We start from the raw sequence: 24644 nt of genomic DNA on the forward strand, positions 1-24644 counted from the left end.
TATTATTTTAAGTAAAATTTAGTATAAAAAGGAAAAAAATGAGAGTTTTATTAATAAAAGATGTAAAAGGTTTAGGAAAAGCTGGAGAGATAAAAGATGTAAAAGATGGCTATGGGCATAACTTTTTAGTTGGTAAAGGTTTTGCGAAAGTAGCAACTGATGCGGTTATAAGACAGCACAATGCTCAGCTTAAAAAAGAAGCTGCTCAGCTTGAGGCCCAAAAGGAAGAATTTAGAGATTTAGCAAAAAAACTAGAAAAAATTCGCCCGGTTATTAAAAAGCCAGTAGGTGAAAATGGCACACTTTTTGGATCTGTAACAAAAGATGATGTAGCTAATGCTCTAAAAGAGCAAAATGGTATCGAACTTGATAAGAAAATTTTAGAACTAGATAGTATAAAAAATGTGGGAATTTTTGATGTAGAGGCTAAATTTAAACACCAAATTTCAGCTAAATTTGAGATAGAAGTGGTGGCTGAGTAATGTTTCACGCAACTACTATACTTGCATATAGGGGTAAAAATGGCTCGGTAATAGGTGGTGATGGGCAAGTAACTGCTGGAAACACTATCTTAAAAGGTACAGCTACTAAAATTCGTAAAATTGGTAAAGATGGCAAAGTTTTAGCAGGATTTGCTGGAAGTACAGCAGATGCTTTTAATCTTTTTGATATGTTTGAAAACGCACTTGACGGCGCAAAAGGTGATCTTTTAAAAGCTATTATTGAGTTTAGTAAAGAGTGGAGAAAAGATAAATATTTAAGAAAACTTGAAGCTATGATGATAGTTTTAGATAGAGATCACATCTTTTTGCTTAGTGGTTTAGGTGATGTGGTTGAGCCTGATGATGGTAAGATTGTAGCCATTGGAAGCGGTGGAAACTACGCTTTATCTGCTGCTAGAGCTTTAGAGAAATTTAGTGATTTAAATGAAGAGAATTTGGTTAAAGAAAGCCTTAAAATCGCAGGTGAAATTTGTATATATACAAATTTAAACATTAAAACTTACGCTATTTGGGACAAGGAGTAAAATGCTAACACCAAGACAGATTGTTGCTAAACTAGATGAGTATGTTATAGGGCAAAGTGAGGCTAAAAAAGTCATCGCTGTAGCACTTCGTAACAGGTATCGCCGAATGAAACTTGATGATGATATAAAAGATGAGGTAATTCCTAAAAATATCCTTATGATAGGTTCAACTGGCGTTGGTAAAACTGAGATAGCTAGACGACTTTCAAAGCTTTTTGGTCTTCCTTTTGTGAAGGTTGAAGCTAGTAAATACACTGAAGTTGGCTTTGTGGGGCGTGATGTTGAGAGTATGGTTAGAGATTTAGCTGTAGCGGCCTTAAATTTGGTAAAAAATGAAGAGATAGAAAAAAGTAGTGAAAAAATAGACTTTGAAGTTGAGAAAATCATTCTTGAAAAACTCCTTCCGCCACTTCCAAAAGGTGCTAGTGATGAAAAGCTAAGTGATTATGAAAAAAGCTTTGAAAAAATGAGACAAAGGCTTAAAAGTGGGGCTTTAGATGATCTAAATATTGACATAGAAGTCAATCAAAACATGCTTGATACTAATCCAAATTTACCACCAGAGATGCAAAATATGCAAGAAAGTTTTGTAAAAATTATCGGTGTTGCTAATAAAAAGGTCAAAAAGAATTTAAAAGTAAAAGATGCTAAAACTGTCCTTAGAAGCGAGGCTAGTGAGAAAATTTTGGATATGGAAGCTATAAAAACTGAAGCTATGAGAAGAGCAAGAGATGAGGGAATTATTTTTATAGATGAGATTGATAAGGTGGCTGTTGGAAATGGAGCAAGGCAGGGTGATCCTAGCAAAGAAGGTGTTCAAAGAGACCTGCTTCCAATAGTTGAAGGAAGTAGCGTTGCAACAAAATATGGCACACTTGATACTGATCATATCCTTTTTATCGCTGCTGGGGCGTTTCATATGAGTAAGCCAAGTGATTTAATACCTGAATTACAAGGGCGTTTCCCACTTAGAGTGGAACTTGATAGTTTAGATGAAAATGCACTTTTTGAAATCCTTACAAAGCCTAAAAACTCACTTCTTAAGCAGTACACCGCACTTTTAAAAACTGAAAATGTTAACTTAGAATTTAGCCAAGATGGTATAAAAGAGATCTCTAAAATAGCTGCTAATACTAACGAAAATATCGAAGACATAGGAGCTAGAAGACTTCATACCGTGCTTGAAAAAGTAATGGAAGATATTAGCTATGAAGCAGATAGTTATAGTGGTCAAACTGTGAAAATAGACGCTGATTATGTAAAACAAAAAGTTGGCGAAATTTCAAAAGATGTTGATTTGGCAAGGTATATTCTTTGAAATCCTCAAGAAGTGGTTTTGTTTCGCTAATTGGTAGAACAAATGCTGGCAAAAGTAGCCTAATAAATTTTTTATTAGGCGAAAAACTCTCTATGGTCTCTCATAAGCAAAACGCCACTCGCCGTAAAATTAACGCTATTGTGATGAATGGCGATGATCAAATCATCTTTATAGATACCCCAGGCCTACATGAAAGCTCTAAAGTGATGAATAAGCTTATGATTGATGTGGCACTAAAAAGCATGGGAGATGCAGATTTAGTGCTATTTTTAGCTAGCGTTCATGATTCTACACAAAATTATGAAAAATTTCTAAATTTAAAACGCTCTGTTGGTCATATTTTAGTTTTAACTAAAATTGATGAAGTTGATGATAAAAAACTAGCAAATAAACTTATGGAATACTCTAAATTTAGTAAAGAATTTATCTCTCTTGTGCCAGTTTCTATCAAAAAAAATATATGTAAAAAAGCACTCCTTGATGAAATTTCAAAAAATTTACCACTTCATCCACACTACTATGATAAAGAACTTATTAGCACTACAAATACAAAAGATATATATAGGGATTTGATACTTGAAGGGGTATTTGACTCGGTAAGTAGTGAAATTCCTTACTGCACTGATGTGATTGTAGAAAGAGTTGAAGAAAGAGATGATATTGTTAAAATTTATGCCAAAATTATTACTGATAATAACCACCATAAAAAAATCTTGATCGGTAAAGGCGGAGAGACGATAAAACGCATAGGAATTAGATCAAAAAAACTCATTTCAGAATTTACTAAGGTTAAAATTTTTGTCAAACTGGAAGTAATAGTTAAAAAAGGATGGAATTTAGACGAAAACAGTGTAAAAGAGCATTTTATATATTGACTTTTTTTTAAAATTTATTTAAACTATAGTATTTAAAATTTACTTTAAGTGAGGGGATATGGCTAAGAGATCAAAAAAGAAGGGTGGCATTCCTATAGTTGCTATAAATAGGGCAACCGAAAATACCTTTGTTCTTGACGATAATATCATCAACAATTATGAAATGTCCAAAAGGGGTGGAAGAAAAGAGTTTTTTATTACCTATATTCCATATAGAGACATAGTTACGACAAATGTTGAAATAAATAGGGCAACACCAGATAATGAAATAGCAGACGCTATAACGATAAAAACTTATGAGGATTTATCACTTGATCCAGGTGATGATTATAAAATAACGTACTTAGAAGTGCCAGCAAATAGTAATGATAGTAGATATTACAATGTTTTTGCTATTAATAACACCCTACTTAGTGGGGACTTAGAGCCAATAGCTAATCACACTAGATATATTGATTATGTTGCAAAAGCTCCTTTTTTGATGAGTGCTTTATATAAGAGAAATATTGTTGTACCATCTGGGGTTGATTGTTTTGTTTATTTGCAAAAAGATGATGCATTTTTAACAATTTATCAAAATGGAGAGTATTTTGACTCAAGATCTCTTAGGTATAATCTAAAATTTATACATGATAAATACACTGAACTTACAGGCAATAGAGTTCCAGAACAAGAGTTTTATGATGATTTATCTAGAAATGGTGCAAATATTTCTAACGATCCAGTTTCTAGAGATTTTATGATACAAATTTTTGATGACATGATATTTTATATAGGTGATATAACTAATAGCATATCTAAAATTAACAATATTAAGATCGATAATATGTATTTTGGTACTGATATAGGAGATATACCAGGTATAGAGGTTTTCATACAAGATAGACTCGGTTTAAACTACAAGGCTTTTGATTTTTCTATTGCTATAAATCAGAAAGATTTTGATTTAACACAGCTTGATGTTCTTATGATGCTTATGGCTCAAGAGTATATCTTAAATAAGGATGATTCATATAACTATACACCATATGGTCGTCCACCTGCTCTTAACCAGAGGGAGAGTGGAAAACTTCTTGGAATTTGTGCGCTTGCCTTTATTGCTGCTATGGCTTATCCGATTTACCAGTATGGATATGGATTTTATAATCAAAAAGTAGCAGAAAAAACAGAAAAAGAGTTTGCCATAAAAGATGCAGAAAGAAATAGAGTTAGAAATACTTTAGCAGATCTTCAACAACAAATTGATGATACTGTTAAGAAATTCGAAGAACAAAATGGAATTCTTACTAAAAGAGTAGAGACTCTTGATGCAATGTTTGATAAAAAAGTAAACTATCCTTTAAGAAGTAAAGCTGTTTATGATATATCAGGCATGGTCAATTCTAATGAAGGTATGCTTACTAGGATTGAGTCAAATGATGAAAATATGACTTTCTCCGTAAGGACAGAAACAGAGAAAAAAATGACAGAACTCCTTAAAAATATAAGCAATACCGATGGTTATTCAGTCGATACTAAATCGATTATTTTAGATGAAAATAATGCTACAGTTGCATATGAGAGTAATGTTAGTGTTAATGTGGAGGTTGTTAGATGAGAAAGCAAGGAATATTAGATAAACTTGATGCCTACCTTATTGAAAGAGGTGCAAGTGGTGCTCAAGTAGTAAAAATTGGTGCGGCATTATTTGTTGCTCTTATAGTTTATCTTGGGGTTTTTCCATATGCTGAGAGTTATTTTAATGAAAACGAAACAAGGCTTAATACTGCTGTTAAAAATTTAAATGAAGCAAATAATTATCTTAGAACAAAAAATGATTCAACAATTGCAACTTTTCAAAACGATCTTGCAAATGAGCAAAGAAAGCTAGATGATGCAATAGCTGAGAATGACTATATTGACTCAAAACTTAAAGAAATTTCTGTACTTACTTATAATGAGCAAAATTGGGCTGATTTTCTTGATTCGCTTACCACATTTGCTAAAGAACATGATGTTAAAATTTATAAGATAACAAGTGATGTAGTTAAAGATGTTGTTTTACAAAAGGTTCAACCTATGCTAAATATATCTATTGTTGGTGAGGGGAACTTCCATAGTATGCTAAAATATATTAACTCTATAGAGGAATCAAAAATGGTTGTGGATGTAAATGGTCTTGAGATGAATGCTACAACAAAAGATGGTAAAAGCATAGGTAGTAATATTAAAATTTCAGTATGGGGGATGAAGTATAGATGAAAAGAGGCATTTTATTATTTATATCTTTAGTTGGATCTATGTTTGCACAGCCAGATACATCTAGGTATGACGAGAGATTTAATATGCTTAGTCAAAAAAGAGTGGGTTTGAGTGACCAGCAGATTATATCTTTACATAACCCATTTTCTCCTGCAAAAGATGAGGTTGTTAAAGATGTTTCACCTGATGAACTTATTGGTAAAGATTTGACAGCTATTATAGGTGATAGAGTTAGAATTAACAATGAGTGGTATACACTTGGTGATAATATTGGTTCTTTTAAAATTTTATCTCTTAGTGGCGATGGTGTTTTGTTGGAAAATGAGAGTGGTAAACTAGAATTAAAACTAAACAAAGGAAATAAAAATGTTATTATCAAATATTAGTAAAAAACTTACCTTAGCACTAGTGTTGAGCCTCAGTGCTAGTTCGCTGTGTGCTTCTGTATGTGACAGAAGAGCATTTAATATATCTGTTACAGATTCGGTTACAATTAATGATATCTTAATTCAACTTTCAGATACTTGTAAATTTAGTATAGTTGCAAAAGATGCTGTTGCAGCTGGTGAGCTTAATAAAGAAATAGTAGGTGTTAGTATAAAAGATATGTCTTTAAGGGAGGTATTTAATGTTCTTATAAGTCAAAATAATATGGAATATAAGTACATAAATAATGTCCTTCAGGTATCAGCACTTCAAACTAAAACTTTTAGACTTGACTATATTAAGGCTGTTAGAGAGGGAACTGCAAACCTAAAAGCTTCAACTGATTCTAGTCCATATGAGTTTGACGATGAAAGAAATAACGAGACAATGGAGGATAATGCCATTAGAGCAAGTGAGAAGTTTAGTTTTTGGGAGACATTGAGTGATGAGATAACTCTCATTATGAATAATGGTACAGAAAACTATGTAGCTGTAGCACCAATTATAAATGAAAATGCTGGGCTTGTAACTGTAACTGCAACTAAATCTCAATTAAATAGAGTTCAAAATTATATAGATGGTATGCAAAGTAGGCTTAAACAACAAGTTATACTTGATGTATCTATTATAGCAGTTGATATGTCAAATAGCTATAGCAAGGGTATTGATTGGTCTCAGTTTAAACTTGGATTTGATACATATCTTGATTATAGTAAAAATCATTTATCAGTAATGGGTACTGATGAGAATAAAAAATTTATAATGTAAGATATGATGAGAGTGGTAGAGTTATTCCTTGGAATGACCCAAACAACTCTTGGTTAAATAGAAAAGGAATAAATTCTCTAAAAAACTCTTTTAGTACAACACCAGGCGATGGCTTTGTTATAGGTGCAGGTCTTAACTTTAATATAGCTGGTATGATAAACTTTTTAGAAATGAGTGGAAAAACAAAAACTGTTTCTAGCCCAAAAGTTATGACTCTTAATAATCAACCAGCTATTATAACTGTTGGTAATGTTATCAATTATATCCTATCTTCAAATAGTGTTACATCTGATAGTGTATCAACAGAGGATAATGAGCAGTATTCATCATTTATTGGTGTTCTTTTAAATATAACTCCTACGATTGCTGATGATGGCAAGATTATGCTTAGAATAAATCCATCTTTAAGTGATTTTAAATATCCAGGCGATGATACCAAAGAAGCGTCTGATAATAGAAAAAAAGCTCCTGATACAATAGAGAAGAAGATTTCAACTGTTGTCACTGCAAATAGTGGAGATACTGTAATACTTGGTGGTTTGATTGAGCAGAAAAAAGGAAAAGATGGTACAAGTGTGCCAGTTCTTAGTTCTATACCATTGGTAGGAAATTTGTTTAAAAGTACTAGTGATGTTTTAAGAGTAACAGAACTTGTCTTTATTATAACTCCAAGGTTGGTTAACGATACTTCAAGACCTATTGGTGACTCTTTAAAAGAGCTTGGCTTTTCTAAATCTTTATATACATATGAGTAATAATTATACTGCTATAAAAGATATATTTATCGAGACTGACGATGTCAAAGATTTTGTTAATCTCGATAAATCAACTTTGGCTTATCATAAAATTTTAAGTGCACTGCAAAAACCACTTAAACTTATACTTTTTTATGGTAAGCCTGGTACTGGTAAAACTTTTTTGCTGTGTAAGATTAAAGAGGATTTGGAAAAAAAACTAGATGTTGTATTTTTTCCACAACCTTTTTTTGATGAAAAAGAGTTTTTTTCAGAAATGTATTTTCAAATCTTTGGACAATATGGAGATGTTGATGGTTATGAGAGCTTTATAAGACTATATAGGGATTATCTTGTTGATAAAAAAGATAGTGGTAGTCCAAAACAGGTAGTTATACTTCTCGATGAGGCTCAGTTATATCCACCTAATTTAATAGAAAAAATTCGTTTTTTGGCTGACACAAGACTTTTTAAAATTCTCTTTACAGTTCATAAAACAGATGAAGAGGATACATTGGCAAAAGACTACTTTAAGACGAGAATTTGGTCGAGTATTGAACTTCCAAATTCTACTCTTAATGAGCTAAAATTATATATTGAAAAAAAACTTATGTTTCATAATTTTCATCAGTATTATTATATGTATAATGATGAAAATTTTAATATCATTTATCATCTTACAGATGGTAATTTAAGGAATTTAAATAAACTGCTTTTTAAAATTTATGAGCTTTGTGAATATTATGAAGAGAATAAACCAACAGAAATTGGTGCAACTCTAAACCAAAAGCTTATAGAGATGGCAGCAATTAGTGCAGGACTTATAGATGCTTGAACATTTTGAAGTTGTAGAACTTGAACAAAAATGGAAACAATATAAAGAAGGAAGTAAGAAGTTTCCTTTGGTTTTTAAATTTGACAAGGTTGTTTTTTTACTTTTGACATCTGTAGCTGTAGGTGCTATATGTTGGCTGTTTTTTAGAACTAATAATAGTACTGATTTATCAAATCTTGAAAAAAATATAACTTCCACAACAATTATAAAAAAAGAAGAGATTGCAAAAGTTTCTGATAATTTGGAAGTTCTTGGTAATAATAATATTGATAATAATGAAGAAATAGCCCCAGTAGTTAACTTACCAAATAGAGGTGGCTTAAAGTTTAATGAGATAGGAGTTGATGTTAGTGTTGATTCTGGTGGATTTTCTATCAATAACTCATATGACTCAACAACTTCTGGGATAGTTGATGATAGACAATCTTTTACTGCCATACCAAAGGATGAAATTATTGATTTTGGTAAACCACCAACATCTCCTAAAGTAGCATCAAACATAGAAAATAAAACTCCTGCTAGATCTAGTAGCGACAATAGAGGAAAGATTAAAATTCAAACATCTAATCTTAAAACTGATAAAAGCAGTTTAGAGAGTAAATTTTACTCTACTGGAAATATTATGTACTCTCTTAGTATAAGTGAGAATGCTTATAGTAAAAAGAACTATGATGAAGCAATAAAATGGGCACTTATTTCAAATGAAGTTGATAAAAATAGTGCTCAAAGTTGGATACTGTTTGCTAAAGCTAACTATAAAAAAGGCAATAAACAAGATGCTCTTATAGCTCTTGAAAGTTTTAATGCCAAAAGGCAAAACCCTGAAGTTCAAGCAGTTATAAATCAGATAAAAGCAGGAACTTTATGAGATTTTTAGCTACTTTTATTTTGATATTTTCATATCTTTGGTCAATTGATGAGTATGATATTAAAAACTGGAATGATATTGGGCAATATAATAGAATTTGTAGCGATAATGTAAGGGAACTGTTTATTAAAAATCAAAATATTAGCATTGCAAACATATATGCAAATGCTTGTCTTAAGATGGATAAGATAAATGAACTGATAATTCCTATGGTAATGCTTTATAGCACCAAAGATGGAAGAGAAAACTCAGCTCTTTATTCAACTATTCTTTTTCAGAAAAAAATGCTCTATTTAGCACTAGTCGATGGTGTTGATATAAGTTATATTGTAACTCCTAAAGTAAACTATATTTTATCAACTGTGTTTGATAAATTTGTAGCTAAGGATTATGTAAAAAGTGGTGATATCTATAAAATGATTCTAGGCGAAAACGAAAAATGTGATCTTTTTATTGAAGAAGTTAATGGTATTAAGCAGATGGTTATTGCCATTTACAGGGATTCAAAGATAGTATCTATTAAAAAGTATTGGTGAAAAAATGGAAGAGATAGAGAAAAAAATAGTAGACTTGCTTGTAAAGGCTGAAAGAATTCCAGCTGGAATTGAAGATGAGATAGTCGAAAAGATGGATATTGGGCTTACTTTAGGTGAGGTTTTGATAGGCGATAACTATCTGACTGAAGATGAGCTATCTAACGTTTTAGCTGATCTTTACAGGGCTAATAAAATTACGCTTGATGAAGTTTCTGAAAAGTTTTTTATAGATAAAGATACATTTCTTTCAAATTTTGCAAGAAAATTTGGTATGGTATATATGAATCTAAATGATGTTGATATAGATTATAGAATTGCTGAAAGGACATCTCTTGCGCAGCTTAAAAAATTTGGTGCTTTACCTATAAAAGAAGATGATTTAAATATCTATGTTGCTTTAATGGAGCCATTTGATATAAATGCTCAAGATAGAATTCAAGCACTATTTAATAGAAAACTTCTTAAGGTTGTTTTAGCAGATCCCTTACACATTGAAAAATATTTAGGAAAAGTTGCCTTAAGTGAGAGCATTAAAGGCATTGTTGCAGATATCAGAAAAGAGTTATCTAGCACTAACGATCAAGGTGGAACAGATGGATCTACAAGTTCAGGAATTTTGCAACTTATTGAAACTATTATCAAACAATCAATTGTATCAAGAGGAAGTGATATTCATATAGAACCAACTGAGACAAACTGTGTAGTTAGAACTAGAATTGATGGAATGTTAAATGAAATTTTCATTTTTGATAGGGATATATATCCACCACTTGTTTCAAGACTAAAACTTTTATCAAATATGGATATATCTGAGAGAAGAAAACCACAAGATGGTAGGTTTTCTATGAAAATCAGTGATAAGGAGTATGATTTTCGTATTTCAACTCTTCCTATAGTAAATGGCGAAAGTATAGTTATGAGAATTTTGGATAAATCTAAAATTCTCATAAGTCTTGATAAGCTTGGAATGCACCCTGATAATCTTAAGAAATTTAATGCTGCAATGCACTCTCCTTATGGAATTATCTTAGTTACTGGTCCAACAGGAAGTGGTAAAACAACTACCTTATATGCAGCACTTAACGATATGAAAGATGTTGCAACTAAGATTATTACAGTTGAAGACCCAGTTGAGTATCAGCTAAATCTTATCCAACAAGTTCATGTTAATGAAAAAGCTGGTCTTACGTTTGCTGCTGCATTAAGATCTATCCTTCGTCAAGACCCAGATGTTATAATGATAGGTGAGATTCGTGACCAAGAAACACTAAGAATTGCTATTCAATCAGCCTTAACAGGACACCTGGTTTTTTCAACTCTTCATACAAATGATGCTATTAGTTCTATACCAAGAATGGCAGATATGGGAATAGAAAGCTATCTTATAAGTGGATCAGTTATGGCAATAGAGGCTCAAAGGCTTGTTAGAAAACTTTGTCCTAAGTGTAAAGAACCAACAACTCTGCCAAAGCATCTGTTGGATAATTTTAAGGATTATAAACTTCCTGAGAATTATCAGTTTTATAAGGCGGTTGGATGTGATGCATGTGGTGGTAGTGGATATGCAGGGCGTGAGATGATAAGTGAAGTTTTGCCAATAAGTGAAAAACTTCAAACTCTTATAGCAAATAGTGCTTCAAAAGATGAGATGAAAAAGGTTGCATATGATGAGGGTTTTATAGATATGTTTCATGATGGTATATTGAGGGCGGCAAGAGGCGCAACAAGTGTAGAAGAAATTTATAGGGTGGCAAAAGAATGAAAAATTATGAAGTTGAATTTGTTAAAGATGGTAAACGGCAGAAAATGTTTATCAAGGCAAGTGATAGTGTTGCTGCTAAGAATATTGCGAAAAGATCAAATAGCGGTACAATAATGAAAGTTGGAGAGACCAAAGAAGTTCCTATGGGTCAACAACTCGAAGAGCTTAAAAGCAGTGTTACAAGGCTTCTTGGCCTTAGTGGAAAGATAAAAATTCCTAATTTGGTCGCTTCTATTAGACAGCTTGCTGTTATGACAAATGCTGGAATTTCAATTCATGATAGCATTAAAGAGGTTGCAAACTCAACTGAAGATAAGAGATTAAAAGAGATTTTTTCTGTTATTAATGACGATTTAAATGCTGGCTTAAGTCTTTCTGAGTCAGTTACTAAATTTAAACAAGAGTTGGGTGATTTGGTTATTGCTATGGTAAGTCTTGGAGAGACTACTGGTAATATAGCAGAAGCTCTTGCCAAACTTGCGATGCTTCTTCAAGAAGTTTGGGATAACCAGCAAAAATTTAAAAAAGCTATGCGTTATCCTATTACGATTTTAGTAGCTTTAGCTGCAGCTTTTACTATACTTATGATTTATGTTGTTCCTAAATTTAAAGAGATTTTTGATGAACTTGGTGCAAATTTACCAGCTCCAACTAGATTTCTTTTTGCAATTGAAAACATTATGAGTAATTATGGACTATATGTTCTAGCTGGTATTATAGCTGCTATTTTTGGTATAAGGTATATGCTTAGGACAAGTGATGAGTTTAAAAAAGGCTGGGATAGGGGTATATTAAAAGTATATCTTATAGGAAGGATTATATTCTTCTCAACAATGTCAAGATTTACTCTTATATTTACTGAGTTAGTAAAAGCTGGTATTCCTATAGCAGACGCACTTGATACTGCAAATAAAATGGTTGAAAACCAAACTCTAAAAGTAAAGCTAGGAACTGTTAAGATAGCTGTTCAGCAAGGTGTGAGCCTAACTGATGCTTTTAGAAATACTGAAATTTTTGAAAGCATGCTTATACAGATGATTAGTGCAGGTGAACAAAGTGGTAGCTTAGATAAGATGCTTGGAAATGTTGCTGATTATTACAAGATGAAATTCGATGATATTATAGATAATATCTCAAGCTATGTTGAACCGATTTTACTTTTCTTTATGGCTGGTATGGTTCTACTTCTGGCACTTGGTATATTTATGCCAATGTGGGATTTGGGAAGTGCTGTAAAAAGCTAACTAAAATTTGGGCAACTTATGCCCAAATTTAGCTCTTTTAAAACCTTTTTTTGATACAATACCTTTCTTTAAATTTAACAAAGGAATATACTATTTTAAGAGAGATTATCTTTATTATCGCTGCTGGAATTCTTCTGTTTGTAGAGTTTGCTACTATATCTTTAAGTCCTGATGCTTTTGGAACACTTGGCGTGGCTATTGGTGAGCAAAATATCCTACTTTTTGGTTATTTTGCATATATATATCCAGTTGTTGGGATTGTTTTACTATATCTTACTTTTAGACATATAAAAAAGATAAATTTTAGATTTATAGAGCTTGTTTCAGGGCTTATACTTCTATTTTTTACCATTTTGATAGCTCAAGCAAATATATTTGTAATAAATGGTGGAAGGATAGGCTATTACATTGTATCAGGTCTTAAGGATATGATAGGAAGTGCTGGAATGTGGGTATTTATAGCAGTTATATTTGGTCTTTCTTTAGTGCTTATTTTTGAAGAAAAAATTGCTGTTATCATAAAAAAAGCTTTCATATCTACAAAAAAAGATTTAGAGATAAAAATAGATACTAGCCCCTCTAATGATGAAAATTTAGAAGTAAAAGAGGCTGCTACTAAGCCAGATATTAAATCTCAATCTAGAAAAAAACCAAAAGAGATAGATGTAGGGCTTGTGGAAAACATCTCAAAAGATGAGGAGTTATCACAAAATTTAGAAAATTTTAGTAGTGAAATTACAAAAAATTCTAATTTAAAACCAGAGGCTAAAAATGAATTTAAAAAAGTAGAACATCTTAGTGAAATAGCTGAAAACAAAAAACTTCTAGATAACTTAGAAAAAGGAAGTGTGCCTAAAGTTAAAGATTTTGAGTTACCGCCTCTTAAATTTTTAAATGACCCTCCAAAAAAGAAAAAAGCCGTGGATGAAGCAGAGATCGATCAGAAAATTTTTGATCTTTTAGATAAACTTAGGCAGTTTAAGATAAATGGTGATGTTGTTAGAACCTACTCAGGTCCTGTTGTTACTACTTTTGAATTCCGTCCAGCTGCTGATGTCAAAGTAAGTAAAATTTTAAATTTACAAGATGATCTAGCTATGGCACTAAAGGCTGAAACTATTCGCATACAAGCTCCAATTCCTGGAAAAGATGTAGTTGGAATTGAGATTCCAAACAAAGATATTGAGACTATTTATCTAAAAGAAATTTTAGAAAGTGAAATTTATAAAAGTGCAGCCAGCCCTTTAACTATCGCACTAGGTAAGGATATAGTAGGTCAGCCATTTGTTACAGACCTTAAAAAACTACCTCATCTTTTAATAGCTGGAACAACAGGTAGTGGAAAAAGTGTAGGGATAAATGCTATGCTTTTAAGTCTTTTATATAGAAATTCTCCACAAACTCTAAGGCTTATAATGATAGATCCGAAGATGCTTGAATTTAGTATATATAACGACATACCGCATCTTTTAACGCCAGTTATAACTGACCATAAAAAAGCTATCACTGCTTTGGCAAATTTAGTAGCTGAGATGGAAAGACGCTATAAAACAATGGCAAGTACGCATACTAAAAACATAGAAAACTACAACCAAAAAGCTACAAAAAAGGGCCTAGAGACGATGCCTTATATAGTTGTTATAATAGATGAACTTGCTGATCTTATGATGGTAAGTGGTAAGGATGTTGAGTTTTATATCGCCCGTCTTGCTCAAATGGCAAGAGCTAGCGGCATTCATCTTATAGTTGCAACGCAGCGTCCAAGCGTAAATGTCGTAACTGGGCTTATAAAAGCAAATTTACCATCTCGTGTAAGCTATAGAGTAGGTCAAAAAATTGATAGTAAAGTAATATTAGATCAAATGGGAGCTGAGAGTTTACTAGGGCGTGGTGATATGCTATTTACACCTCCAGGAAGTCCTGGTCTTATAAGACTTCATGCTCCTTTTGCTAGCGAAGAAGAAATTTTAAAAGTTGTGGAATTTTTAAAAGCACAAGGTCCAGCTATATATGATGAGAGTTTTTTAGTTGATGAAGAAAGTAGCACTTCAAGCTCATCTAACAGTGATGAAGCTTTAGAACTTGATGAGCTTTATAATGAAGCAAAAGAGGTAATACTAAGTGATGAAAAGACTTCTATTAGTTACTTACAGCGTCGCTTGAAGATTGGCTATAATAGAGCAGCTACCATAATAGAACAGCTTGAAAAAACAGGTGTTTTAAGTGAGCCAAATTCTAAAGGTCAGCGTGAGATATTGTGAAAACTGATAGAATTCTTTTTTATACTACATGTTTTTTGGTAGCTATAGGCATTGTATTTTCGCTATCGCTTAGTGTTTTTACGGTACTTCTTTTTGACTATAGCCACCTTCATTTTTTTATAAGGCAGTTTATAGTTGGAAGTTTTGGAATTTTTCTTATGTGGGTTTTATCAAAAATAAATCCATATAAATTTTTAACACCACTATGTTTGTTTATGTTTTTATCTATGCTTTTTTTGATGATTATAATGCCTTTTTTGCCATCTTCTATTGTTAGAGAGGTAAATGGTGCTGCTAGATGGATAAGACTATCGGGTTTTAGCTTTGCTCCTGTTGAGTTTTTTAAGATTGGATTTATATATTTTTTAGCTTGGAGTTTTACAAGAAAGATAGGAAATTTTAAAAAAACATTTGGTGCTGAGATAATGACTTTGATGCCATATATTGTTGTTTTTATGATTATTATTTATATTATAGGCGTACTTCAAAATGATCTTGGGCAAATTGTTGTTCTTGGTCTTGTGCTTATTTTTATGGTTCTTTTAGCTGGGACTAGTTTTAAAATTTTTATTTTTGGTGTATGTCTTGTAGCATTTGTTGTTGTTTTGGCTATTAATACAAGCGAGCATAGAATAGATAGAATAATGTCTTGGTGGGCAGGTTCTCAAGATATTGTACTATCTTTTTTACCTGATGATATTGCTTCAAGGCTTCAAGTTGAAGGTGGAGAAACACCATATCAAGTATCTCACTCTATAAATGCTATAAATAATGGTGGATTTTTTGGAGAAGGAATTGGACTTGGAACTTTTAAGCTTGGATTTTTAAGTGAAGTTCACACCGATTTTGTCTTAGCAGGTATTGCTGAAGAGATGGGTTTTGTTGGGATTTGTTTTGTTGTGGGGCTATTTTTTATTCTTTTATATAGAATTTTTAAGATTGGCGAGAGATCACAAAATAAGGTTTACTATCTTTTTTGCATGGGTATAGCTTTGATGTTTTTATTTACTATGATGATAAATGGATATGGCATTACTTCACTTATACCTATAAAGGGTATAGCCGTACCGTTTTTAAGTTATGGTGGAAGCCATCTTTTAGCAGCTTGTACATCCATAGGGTTAATTTTAATGATATCAAAGTATTCAAAGTTGGGTATTAAATGAGTTCTATAGTTGTTACAGGTGGTGGAACTGGTGGGCATTTGGCAATAGCTAAAGTTATAGCTACTGAGATAAAAAGTAGGGGCTTTGAGACTATATTTATCGGCTCAACTCATGGTCAAGACAGAGAGTGGTTTGAAGGTAGTAATCTGTTTTCTAAAACTTACTTTTTACAAAGTAGCGGGGTTATAAATAAAAAAGGTTTAGCTAAATTTAGCTCACTTTTTAACATTTTAAATTTATCAAAAGAGTGTGCTAACATTTTTAAAACTCATCAAATAAAAGCAGTCTTTAGCGTTGGTGGATACAGCGCAAGTCCAGCTTGTTTTGCTTGTGTTTTTACAAAAACTCCACTTTTTATCCATGAACAAAACGCCTTTATAGGGAGATTAAACAGGCTTTTTAAGCCATTTTCAAAAGGATTTTATAGCTCGTATTCTAAGCCAAAATTTGATTATCCAGTAGGTGGTAGATTTTTTCAATCAGCAAGAAATAGAACTAGTCTTAAAAAGGTACTATTTTTAGGTGGCTCTCAAGGTGCTAAATTTATAAATGATTTAGCTCTTGATTTAGCTCTTAATTTAACAAAAAAAGACATTTTAATCTCTCATCAGTGTGGAAAAGCAGACTTTGAAAGAGTGGCTAAATTTTACGCTGATAACTCTATAAAAGCTGATGTTTTTGCCTTTTCAAAAGAGCTTGACATTAAGATGAATATGGCTGATTTGTGCATAAGCAGAAGTGGTGCTTCAACTCTTTGGGAACTATGTGCAAATAAGCTTCCAGCTATTTTTATACCATTTCCTTACGCTGCAAATGATCATCAGTTTTATAATGCTAGATTTTTAGCTAACTCAAATTTGGCTAAGATTTTTAGACAAGATGAAATTTCACAAAATTTCATAGACGAAATACTATCTTATGACATTGCTACAACTAGTAAAAATTTAAGCAAAATTTTAAGCCCAAATGCTGCTAAAACCATAGTTGATGATATGTTTATTAAGCTGGGTTATTCCATAAATTCCTCTGCTGTTTGAGCAGCAAGGCGGAGTTTATCGCTATTAAAGTGAGTATAAATTCTTGATGTATTTAGGTTTGCATGACCTAAGGCTTCTTGGACTAAAACTAAGTCTTTATGCTTTTTATATAGCATCGTAGCAAAAGTATGCCTAAGCATATGAGCGCCATTTTTAGCCTTTCTAATTCCAGCCTTAAAGAGAATTTGCTCAACTATACGGCTTACATATGCTTGAGTTAAAGGGCGTCCTTTGGAATTTATAAAAACAAAGCCATCTTTATTTTCATAGTGTGTTTCTAAAGCGTTTAAGTGATCTTCTATGAGATGTTTTTTTACCATTACGATTCTATATTTATTGCCTTTGCCCCTTATCCTAAAAATAAAAAGATCACCTTCTTGGCTAATATCTCTAAATTTAAGGTTTAAAGCTTCGCTAACACGTATTCCAGTAAAGATTATAACTTTGATAATAAGCTTGTTTCTATTTGTGTTTTTTTTAAAATCACTTGCTTCTACAGCATCAAGAAATTCTTTTAACTCATCTTCGCTCATAAATTCAGGAAGTTTTGTTCCCATACTTCCACTTATACCACCCCAGTTTTTTAACTCTATACCAAAGTTATGACTTACTTGATTTTCTTCATTTTGTTTATCTAAAAATGAGAAAAAATTTAGCGTGGCTATGCGGTAGTTTTTCTTAGTTGCATCACTTAGTCCACCTGTCACACTAGCTAAAACTTCGCTTAAAAACTCCTCATCAATCTGCTTAAAACTATCAAGTTCATAGAAAAATATAGTTTCAAAGATTTTTTTGAGCGGATTAAAGTAGGTATTTATGCCCGTAATTCCAGCATTTCTAGCTTGTTTTACAAGCCCATCAAGCTCATCAAGAGTCTCTACGCCTTTAGTTAATGCAAAATTTACACTATTTAGTGCTTTTGGATCTTTTAGCTCTTTATTTGACAGTGAGCTTAATTTATACTTTATAAATCTACTTAGCCAAAAAATTGCTGAGGCTTTAAAGTTTTCTTTATAGTCTAGTTTATACTTCAAATTTTACTCCTTACTCAAATATCGATGCTGGAAGTTCAAGTATGTTTTTTATTAAGTTAAAAGGGCTCATAAGTATATCTTTTGCGACTTTATTTGAGTACACTGGGTTTTTTGTGGTGCCACGAATTTCAATTATAGTTGAAAGTGTTCTATCGCTACCAAGAAAAATTTGGTTAATTATAGGTAAGTTTTGTAGTAAACTACTAGCATCTTTTAGATACATAACTTCAAGATCAATATTTAAAGCACCTGTTTTTAGATCGATATCACCAATTCCAGCGATATCTGCGCTAGTACCAAGAAAATTCATTCCTTGAATGTGGATATCATTACCTTTTCTTGAAAAGTAAATTTTACCATCTTTTACAGTAAAACCTTTTTCGTTGAAATCAGGAGTTTTAAACGAAGCAAGAGATGGAATGGTGTTTAAAAAAGTTAGCATTCTTTGGTATACGATAAAATCCGTTAGATATGTATTTTGCATCAAAATCTCAGCATTAAAGTTATCAAGGTTTTCTCCAACTGCTTTGATGGTTAAATTTCCACCACTAAAGCTATTTCTTCCAAGAAAGTTATTAACGCTTTCTCCGATTAAATTTGTACCATTTAATACAACTATATTTTTATCTGTTTTAAAAAATAGATCGCCTTGTGGTATCATTTTAGCACTAAAATCTATATCTTTTTTATACAAATTTCCACTATATGAGCTTAAATTTAGGCTTTTACCGATATCTTTAAATATAATATCTGAGTTTTTTCCTCTAAAATTTACCTTTGGAAATTCCGAAGTTTTGCTATTTTCTTTAAAACTTAAAACCAGATCAATTCCGTTTACATCAACATCTACAACTTCGTTTTTAACGACGAAATTTAGCTTCCCACTCAAGCTTTTGCCACTAACGACAGTTGGTGAGATATTTATAGTAAAGCTATCATTAGAGTATGGAGCTTCATTTACTAAAAATGGCATATCAAAATTTACATTTTCTGTAGTGACTATAAAATTTTTAAAATCCTTAGTTGTAACTAAAACATTTCCACTTTTTATTCCTAAGTTGTTTAAAAGATTAGAGTAGGGTGCAATTTCGCTTATATTTGGCAGATTTATTGTGTTTTGGTTTTTGGCTAAATTTAGCTTTACTCCAAGTTCTTTTACATCTATAATTGTATTTTTACCAGAAAAATCAAGAATTACTTTTGAGTTTAAATTTTTTCTATCATAGATATCTGATAGTTTTATCTGGCTAAAATTTGTAGTGAAATTTCCTTTATTTGTCTTTGTATCTATTATCCCATTTATGTTGTTTGCGTTAAAAATTTTATTAAAGTTTAAATTTGCATTATTTATAGTGATTTTTGAGTTATCTATCTTTATATCAGCACTTTTTGAGTAAAAGCTCACCCCAGATATCTCAATATTACTATCTTGCAGATTGAAATTTCCACTTATATCAGTGGTATCTTTTTTGATATCAAGCGTTATTAAAAGATTGCTATTAAGCTTGCCACTTTTTTGTAAAAGCGGTAGTTTGACACCAAAATTTTTTATGACATTTAATATCTCATTATCAAGCAAACTATTCGTTTTTAAATCTATATAAACTTTTGTATGTTTGTCCATAAAGCCTTCTAGACTAACTTTGCTGCCATTTAAATCTTTGCTTTCAAAAACAGGATTTATTAGATCAAAATAGAGTTTTTTATCTTTAAATTTGATATCAACACTATCTGCGATGGCTGGTGGGCTATTTTTATGAAAATTAACCCAAACATAGTTTGCTTTTGCTACGCCTTTAAATTTATCTGGATGATAATTAAGAGTTTTTATATCAAATTCTCCCTTAAGGCTCTCTATTTCATACTCCAAAGCAACAACATTGCCATATATCCACTTTGATACCTCTTCATCAAGCTGTCCTATTTGCATAAGCCAAAGAGTTAAATCCTCAAGACTTGTAGCAGCAGCGTTTGATACTTCATACTTAATAAGACTATCTTTTAGCGTAAAATCAAGCTTTCCAGCTATTCCATATCCTACAAAAAATCCATCAAATGAGTAACTATCGTCTATTAAATTTGCTTTGCCATTTCCAGCTAGAGTTATATTTGCATCTTTAAAAGATAGCTCATCTATGGCTATTAAAAATTCATTTCCTTTTTTATTTAGATTTGCATCTACCTTAAGAAAAGGTGTGTTTATAAAAAATATATCATCTTTATATTTTGCTGAAATTTCGTTTTTAGCTATTTTTACTGATTTTAGATCGATCTCTTTAAAATACTCTCTTATATATTTAAAGTTATTTATTATCTTATCAAGTTCTACAGCAGAGTAGCCTTTTTTGTTATTTTTTGTATCATTAGAGTCAAAAATTTCTATATTTTCAGCTTTTAATATTAACTTTTTATCTAATTTTATATATAATCCTTTAAAGCTAAACTTTTCGTGGCTAAACTCATCAATGTTTATACCATGCTTTATAGCTATAAAACATACAGAAAGGGCAATGCCTAAAATGAGAACAATCTTAACAATAACATTTGCTATTTTCGATATCGCTTTTATCATAATATTTACTTTTTTATCCAATCTTGTTGCACCTGTGCCTTTTAAGGGCATCGTTGAAGTTCCAAAAGGAAGTGCAACTAAGATTATAACACATTTTTCTACTGCTTATACAAATTTCACCCCACTTGATCCACATATCTTAGATCGTCTTGGAAAAGTTCAAAGCGGATATTTAGATATCGGAAGTGAGGATTTAACTAAAATAGACTTTTTATATAAGCTTACTACAGCTAAACCTGCTATTATGGATATTACGCTAATTCCTGGCGAGACGACTATTGTTTTTCTAAAAGAGCTTGCAAAAAATAAAAATCTTGATTTTATAAAGTTAGAAAGTGAGTATAACGCTACAGCGCCTTTTTATGAAGGTTTTTTGATTCCTGAAACATATCATATGGCAAAGGGCTTAGATGAAAAAGGAATTATTAAAAATTTAGTAGAAAAATCAAACCAAATTCATAAAAGCTTATCAAAAAAACTAAGCGATGATAATAAAACTAAGTGGCTTGAAATAATAACTAAAGCTAGCGTTATCCAAAAAGAAGCAGCAGATGCTGATGAGATGAGAGTTGTTAGTTCAGTTATTGATAATCGTATAAAAAAAGGTATGAAACTTCAGATGGATGGAACGCTAAATTATGGTGAATTTTCACACCAAAAAGTAACGCCTGAACGCATTAGAAACGACACAAGTGAATTTAACACTTATATCCATGATGGACTTCCAAAAAGCCCAGTTTGTACAGTTTCAGTTGATGCTATAAAAGCTGCTATAAATCCAGCTGATACAGAGTATTTATACTTTATGAGAGATAAGAAAACAGGAAAACATGTGTTTACTAAAACCTTAAAAGAACACAATGAACAAGTAAGAATTCAAAGGAAATTAAGCAATTAACAAAGCTATGATAGAATTCAAAAAACTTAAAAAGGATAGAATATGATTATTTACACTTACACTGACGAAGCACCGGCACTAGCGACTTACTCGCTTTATCCTATCATCAAGCACTTTTTAGAAAAAGCAAGTATTGATATCACAACAGCTGATATATCATTAGCAGGGAGAATTTTAGCAAATTTTCCTGAGTATTTAAATGAAGATCAAAAAGTTAAAGACTACCTTCAAATTTTAGGAGAATTAACTAAAAAAAGCGATGCAAATATCATCAAACTTCCTAATATCTCAGCTTCTTTACCACAGCTTTTAGATTGCATAAAAGAGCTTCAAGATAAGGGTTTTAAGGTTCCTAACTACCCAAATGAGCCAAAAGATGAAAAAGAGCGTTTAATAAAAGAGCGTTACGCTAAAATTCTAGGAAGTGCAGTAAATCCAGTCTTAAGAGAGGGAAATAGCATACGAAGAGCTGCTGGCGCTGTAAAAGAGTACGCTAAAGCAAACCCGCATAGTAACGGCGTTTGGAATAAAAATACAAAGACAAAAGTTTGTTATATGGATGGCGGGGATTTTTACTCAAACGAAAAGTCTAAAATTTTTGAAAACAGTACAAATTTAGAAGTTGAATTTATTCCTAAAAATGGCGATAAAAAGCTACTAAAAGAGCTAAATATCCAAGCTGGTGAAGTTGTGGATGCTACATTTATGAGTGCAAAAAAGCTTGATGAGTTTATAGCTAAAAGCATAGACCTTGCTAAAGATGAGAGCCTTTTATACTCAGTTCACCTAAAAGCAACAATGATGAAAGTAAGCGATCCAGTTATATTTGGGCACTTTGTAAAGGGATTTTTTGATGAGGTTTTTACTGAATTTCAAGGTGAACTAAAGGCCTTAGGAGTTAATCCAAATAACGGCTTAGGCGATCTTTTTATAAAAATAGAAAATTCAAAACTAAAAGATAAAATCTTAGCTAAATTTGATGAAATTTACGCTTCAAGACCAAGTCTTAGCATGGTAAATAGTGATAAAGGCATAACAAATCTTCACGTTCCAAGTGATGTGATAATTGATGCTTCAATGCCTGCTATGCTAAGAAATAGTGGCAGACTTTGGGATAAAGATGCTAAAGAAGTAGAGGCTTTAGCTGTTATTCCAGATAAGAGTTATGCTGTAGTTTATGAGGCGATGATTAAGGATTTAAAAGAAAATGGCACTTTAGATCCAAGCCAAATAGGAAGTGTGACAAATATCGGTCTTATGGCTAAAAAAGCCGAGGAATATGGAAGCCATGATAAGACTTTTATCATAGAAAGTGATGGACAAATCATAGTAAATGACTCAAATGGTGAAGAAATTTTCAGATTTGAAGTAGAAAAGGGCGATATTTTTAGAATGACTCAAACTAAAAGTGAGCCTATAAAAAACTGGGTAAAACTAGCCTTTGATAGAGCAAAGCTAACGGGCGAAAAAGCAATTTTTTGGCTAGATGAAAAAAGAGCTCATGATAGAAATTTAATAATGCTTGTAAAAGATGAGTTAAAAAAGTATGACTTAAAAGGCTTTGATTATGAAATTTTAGATCCATTTAGCGCAACGCTTAAAACAAATCAAACCATAAGAGAAGGTAAAAACATTATAAGCGTAACTGGCAATGTTTTAAGGGATTATTTAACTGATCTTTATCCGATTTTAGAGCTTGGAACTAGTGCTAAAATGCTCTCAATAGTTCCGCTTTTAAATGGTGGCGGTATGTTTGAAACTGGAGCTGGTGGGTCAGCACCAAAACATGTTGAACAACTAGTAAGTGAAAACCACCTAAGATGGGATAGTTTAGGCGAGTTTATGGCATTAATCGTTAGTCTTGAACATTTAGGCACACAAAATGCTAAAATTTTAGCCAAAGCTTTAGATAAAGCTGTTTCAAGGTTTTTAAAAGAGGATAAAAGTCCTAAAAGAAGAGCAGGAGAACCAGATAATAGAAACTCACACTTTTATTTAGCTATGTATTTTGCTGATGAGTTAACTAAAACTGAGCTTGGAAATATCTACTCAGACTTAGCTTTAAACCTTAAAAACAACGAAGCAAAGATTAATGATGAGCTTTTAAGCGTTCAAGGAAAAAGTGTAGATCTTGGTGGGTATTATAAATTTGATGATGAAAAAGCATCTTTAGTTATGAGACCTAGCAAAACCTTAAACGATATCATAAACTAAAAGGAAAATTCGTGAAAGTAGGAATCATAGGAGCTGGAAATATCGGCTCAGCTCTTGCTAGTTTGCTTATGCTAAGTGATTTTGTATCTGAAATTTCACTTATTGATATTAGGGATGATTTTGTAAAAGGTAGAGCTTTAGATCTAGAAACTATGAGTGTTATTTTAAAAAAAGATATCAAAATCAATCACTCTAAAAGCTATGAAATTATTAGAAATTTTGACATCTTAGTTATCACAGCTGGAGTTGCTAGAAAGCTAGATCAAACTAGAGATGATCTTCTTAAAATAAACGCTAGTATAATAGGCGAAATTTCACAAAATATAGCCAAATTTGCACCAAATTCTACTATGATAATGGTTACAAATCCTCTTGATGTTCTTACTTACTACGCTTATAAAAAAAGTGGCTTTAAGCCTAGTAAGGTTATAGGTATGGCAGGAGAGTTAGACTCAGCAAGAGCAAATTTAAATTTAGCTAAAAAAGAGCAAATTTCACCCCTTAAAGATAGTGCTTATGTATTAGGTACGCATGATGATGAGATGATTGTAGAGCCAAATTTTATATCTGATGAGACTAAAAAAGCTGGTCAAGTTATTACTAAGCTAACTGGTAGTTCAGCATATTTTGCTCCAGCAGCTGCTGTTTATAAGATGATAAAGGCTTTGAAATTTGGTGGAGTTGTGATATGTTCGGTTATTGATGAAAACAGGGGCGTATCGTATGGACAAAAGGTTTTGCTAAAAGATATGGAGGTTAGTGAAATTTTAAAATCTCCAAAGATTGATGTTACAAATTTAAAAGACAAAATATCTCTTTTGGAGTGAT

At 31.8% G+C, this 24644-nt stretch carries 22 protein-coding genes; 20 read left to right on the forward strand and 2 right to left on the reverse strand.

Going from position 1 to position 24644, the window contains the following annotated elements; genetic code table 11:
• The first annotated feature begins 38 nt into the window (after positions 1-38).
• The 17 genes from rplI (at position 39) to CCORG_RS03810 (ending at position 17098) form a co-directional block, all read left to right on the forward strand.
• Positions 39-482 (forward strand): 50S ribosomal protein L9, encoded by a 444-nt coding sequence (gene rplI / locus CCORG_RS03730; RefSeq protein ID WP_025803589.1) that lies wholly within the window; start codon positions 39-41, stop codon positions 480-482.
• Positions 482-1027: an ATP-dependent protease subunit HslV gene (hslV, locus tag CCORG_RS03735; RefSeq protein WP_025803588.1), complete on the forward strand. Its 546-nt coding sequence runs from the start codon at positions 482-484 to the stop codon at positions 1025-1027. The genes rplI and hslV overlap by 1 nt, the downstream gene beginning before the upstream one ends.
• A 1-nt stretch (position 1028) precedes the next feature.
• Positions 1029-2345 carry an ATP-dependent protease ATPase subunit HslU gene (gene hslU, locus CCORG_RS03740; RefSeq protein WP_025803587.1) on the forward strand — a complete coding sequence of 439 codons (1317 nt, stop codon included), beginning with the start codon at positions 1029-1031 and terminating at the stop codon, positions 2343-2345.
• Positions 2342-3220: a GTPase Era gene (era, locus tag CCORG_RS03745; RefSeq protein WP_025803586.1), complete on the forward strand. Its 879-nt coding sequence runs from the start codon at positions 2342-2344 to the stop codon at positions 3218-3220. Before hslU ends, era begins: the two co-directional genes overlap by 4 nt.
• A 58-nt stretch (positions 3221-3278) precedes the next feature.
• The gene (locus CCORG_RS03750; RefSeq protein WP_025803585.1) at positions 3279-4817 is read left to right on the forward strand and encodes a hypothetical protein; all 1539 of its coding nucleotides are present in this window, start codon (positions 3279-3281) and stop codon (positions 4815-4817) included.
• Positions 4814-5461, forward strand: a complete 648-nt coding sequence (locus tag CCORG_RS03755; protein ID WP_025803584.1) for a hypothetical protein — start codon at positions 4814-4816, stop codon at positions 5459-5461. Before CCORG_RS03750 ends, CCORG_RS03755 begins: the two co-directional genes overlap by 4 nt.
• Positions 5458-5847 carry a hypothetical protein gene (locus CCORG_RS03760; protein ID WP_025803583.1) on the forward strand — a complete coding sequence of 130 codons (390 nt, stop codon included), beginning with the start codon at positions 5458-5460 and terminating at the stop codon, positions 5845-5847. The genes CCORG_RS03755 and CCORG_RS03760 overlap by 4 nt, the downstream gene beginning before the upstream one ends.
• Positions 5828-6655: a hypothetical protein gene (locus CCORG_RS09090; RefSeq protein WP_172658549.1), complete on the forward strand. Its 828-nt coding sequence runs from the start codon at positions 5828-5830 to the stop codon at positions 6653-6655. Before CCORG_RS03760 ends, CCORG_RS09090 begins: the two co-directional genes overlap by 20 nt.
• A gap of 152 nt (positions 6656-6807) precedes the next feature.
• On the forward strand, positions 6808-7410 hold the full coding sequence (locus CCORG_RS09095; RefSeq protein ID WP_172658550.1) for a hypothetical protein: 603 nt from the start codon (positions 6808-6810) through the stop codon (positions 7408-7410).
• On the forward strand, positions 7403-8224 hold the full coding sequence (locus CCORG_RS03775) for an ATP-binding protein (protein ID WP_025803581.1): 822 nt from the start codon (positions 7403-7405) through the stop codon (positions 8222-8224). Before CCORG_RS09095 ends, CCORG_RS03775 begins: the two co-directional genes overlap by 8 nt.
• Positions 8217-9092: a tetratricopeptide repeat protein gene (locus tag CCORG_RS03780; protein ID WP_025803580.1), complete on the forward strand. Its 876-nt coding sequence runs from the start codon at positions 8217-8219 to the stop codon at positions 9090-9092. Before CCORG_RS03775 ends, CCORG_RS03780 begins: the two co-directional genes overlap by 8 nt.
• On the forward strand, positions 9089-9628 hold the full coding sequence (locus CCORG_RS03785; RefSeq protein ID WP_025803579.1) for a hypothetical protein: 540 nt from the start codon (positions 9089-9091) through the stop codon (positions 9626-9628). The genes CCORG_RS03780 and CCORG_RS03785 overlap by 4 nt, the downstream gene beginning before the upstream one ends.
• Before the next feature lie 4 nt (positions 9629-9632).
• Entirely contained in the window at positions 9633-11390 is a 1758-nt protein-coding gene (locus CCORG_RS03790; RefSeq protein WP_025803578.1) for a GspE/PulE family protein, read from the forward strand.
• On the forward strand, positions 11387-12634 hold the full coding sequence (locus tag CCORG_RS03795; RefSeq protein WP_025803577.1) for a type II secretion system F family protein: 1248 nt from the start codon (positions 11387-11389) through the stop codon (positions 12632-12634). The genes CCORG_RS03790 and CCORG_RS03795 overlap by 4 nt, the downstream gene beginning before the upstream one ends.
• A 128-nt stretch (positions 12635-12762) precedes the next feature.
• Complete coding sequence (locus CCORG_RS03800) at positions 12763-14895, forward strand: FtsK/SpoIIIE family DNA translocase (protein ID WP_051487281.1); 2133 nt, start codon at positions 12763-12765, stop codon at positions 14893-14895.
• Positions 14892-16061, forward strand: a complete 1170-nt coding sequence (locus tag CCORG_RS03805) for an FtsW/RodA/SpoVE family cell cycle protein (protein WP_025803575.1) — start codon at positions 14892-14894, stop codon at positions 16059-16061. The genes CCORG_RS03800 and CCORG_RS03805 overlap by 4 nt, the downstream gene beginning before the upstream one ends.
• On the forward strand, positions 16058-17098 hold the full coding sequence (locus CCORG_RS03810) for a UDP-N-acetylglucosamine--N-acetylmuramyl-(pentapeptide) pyrophosphoryl-undecaprenol N-acetylglucosamine transferase (protein WP_034971675.1): 1041 nt from the start codon (positions 16058-16060) through the stop codon (positions 17096-17098). Before CCORG_RS03805 ends, CCORG_RS03810 begins: the two co-directional genes overlap by 4 nt.
• On the opposite strand, the gene CCORG_RS03815 is transcribed toward CCORG_RS03810, so the two are convergent.
• Both CCORG_RS03815 and CCORG_RS03820 read right to left on the reverse strand, forming a co-directional pair.
• Positions 17071-18132, reverse strand: a complete 1062-nt coding sequence (locus CCORG_RS03815; protein WP_025803573.1) for a tyrosine-type recombinase/integrase — start codon at positions 18130-18132, stop codon at positions 17071-17073. The genes CCORG_RS03810 and CCORG_RS03815 overlap by 28 nt on opposite strands.
• 10 nt (positions 18133-18142) lie before the next feature.
• Positions 18143-20704, reverse strand: coding sequence for a YhdP family protein (locus CCORG_RS03820; RefSeq protein ID WP_025803572.1), 2562 nt, complete (start codon positions 20702-20704; stop codon positions 18143-18145).
• On the opposite strand from CCORG_RS03820, the gene mltG reads away from it, so the two are divergent.
• Genes mltG through CCORG_RS03835 form a run of 3 tightly spaced genes read left to right on the forward strand, consistent with a single transcriptional unit; the run spans position 20652 to position 24643 of the window.
• Positions 20652-21602 (forward strand): endolytic transglycosylase MltG, encoded by a 951-nt coding sequence (mltG, locus tag CCORG_RS03825; RefSeq protein WP_025803571.1) that lies wholly within the window; start codon positions 20652-20654, stop codon positions 21600-21602. The genes CCORG_RS03820 and mltG overlap by 53 nt on opposite strands.
• 42 nt (positions 21603-21644) lie before the next feature.
• Positions 21645-23816, forward strand: coding sequence for an NADP-dependent isocitrate dehydrogenase (locus CCORG_RS03830; protein ID WP_025803570.1), 2172 nt, complete (start codon positions 21645-21647; stop codon positions 23814-23816).
• 11 nt (positions 23817-23827) lie between these two features.
• Entirely contained in the window at positions 23828-24643 is an 816-nt protein-coding gene (locus CCORG_RS03835; RefSeq protein ID WP_025803569.1) for a lactate/malate family dehydrogenase, read from the forward strand.
• The last annotated feature ends 1 nt before the right edge of the window (position 24644 follow it).

Source organism: Campylobacter corcagiensis (genome assembly GCF_013201645.1).
Taxonomy (GTDB): domain Bacteria; phylum Campylobacterota; class Campylobacteria; order Campylobacterales; family Campylobacteraceae; genus Campylobacter_B; species Campylobacter_B corcagiensis.

What these genes read in the sequence shown, in the direction of transcription:
- rplI (WP_025803589.1), top strand. Translation starts at nt 39, where the DNA reads ATGAGAGTTTTATTAATAAAAGATGTAAAAGGTTTAGGAAAAGCTGGA.
- hslV (WP_025803588.1), top strand. Translation starts at nt 482, where the DNA reads ATGTTTCACGCAACTACTATACTTGCATATAGGGGTAAAAATGGCTCG.
- hslU (WP_025803587.1), top strand. Translation starts at nt 1,029, where the DNA reads ATGCTAACACCAAGACAGATTGTTGCTAAACTAGATGAGTATGTTATA.
- CCORG_RS03750 (WP_025803585.1), top strand. Translation starts at nt 3,279, where the DNA reads ATGGCTAAGAGATCAAAAAAGAAGGGTGGCATTCCTATAGTTGCTATA.
- CCORG_RS03755 (WP_025803584.1), top strand. Translation starts at nt 4,814, where the DNA reads ATGAGAAAGCAAGGAATATTAGATAAACTTGATGCCTACCTTATTGAA.
- CCORG_RS03760 (WP_025803583.1), top strand. Translation starts at nt 5,458, where the DNA reads ATGAAAAGAGGCATTTTATTATTTATATCTTTAGTTGGATCTATGTTT.
- CCORG_RS09090 (WP_172658549.1), top strand. Translation starts at nt 5,828, where the DNA reads ATGTTATTATCAAATATTAGTAAAAAACTTACCTTAGCACTAGTGTTG.
- CCORG_RS09095 (WP_172658550.1), top strand. Translation starts at nt 6,808, where the DNA reads ATGATAAACTTTTTAGAAATGAGTGGAAAAACAAAAACTGTTTCTAGC.
- CCORG_RS03775 (WP_025803581.1), top strand. Translation starts at nt 7,403, where the DNA reads ATGAGTAATAATTATACTGCTATAAAAGATATATTTATCGAGACTGAC.
- CCORG_RS03780 (WP_025803580.1), top strand. Translation starts at nt 8,217, where the DNA reads ATGCTTGAACATTTTGAAGTTGTAGAACTTGAACAAAAATGGAAACAA.
- CCORG_RS03785 (WP_025803579.1), top strand. Translation starts at nt 9,089, where the DNA reads ATGAGATTTTTAGCTACTTTTATTTTGATATTTTCATATCTTTGGTCA.
- CCORG_RS03790 (WP_025803578.1), top strand. Translation starts at nt 9,633, where the DNA reads ATGGAAGAGATAGAGAAAAAAATAGTAGACTTGCTTGTAAAGGCTGAA.
- CCORG_RS03795 (WP_025803577.1), top strand. Translation starts at nt 11,387, where the DNA reads ATGAAAAATTATGAAGTTGAATTTGTTAAAGATGGTAAACGGCAGAAA.
- CCORG_RS03810 (WP_034971675.1), top strand. Translation starts at nt 16,058, where the DNA reads ATGAGTTCTATAGTTGTTACAGGTGGTGGAACTGGTGGGCATTTGGCA.
- mltG (WP_025803571.1), top strand. Translation starts at nt 20,652, where the DNA reads ATGAGAACAATCTTAACAATAACATTTGCTATTTTCGATATCGCTTTT.
- CCORG_RS03820 (WP_025803572.1), bottom strand. Translation starts at nt 20,704, where the DNA reads ATGATAAAAGCGATATCGAAAATAGCAAATGTTATTGTTAAGATTGTT.
- CCORG_RS03830 (WP_025803570.1), top strand. Translation starts at nt 21,645, where the DNA reads ATGATTATTTACACTTACACTGACGAAGCACCGGCACTAGCGACTTAC.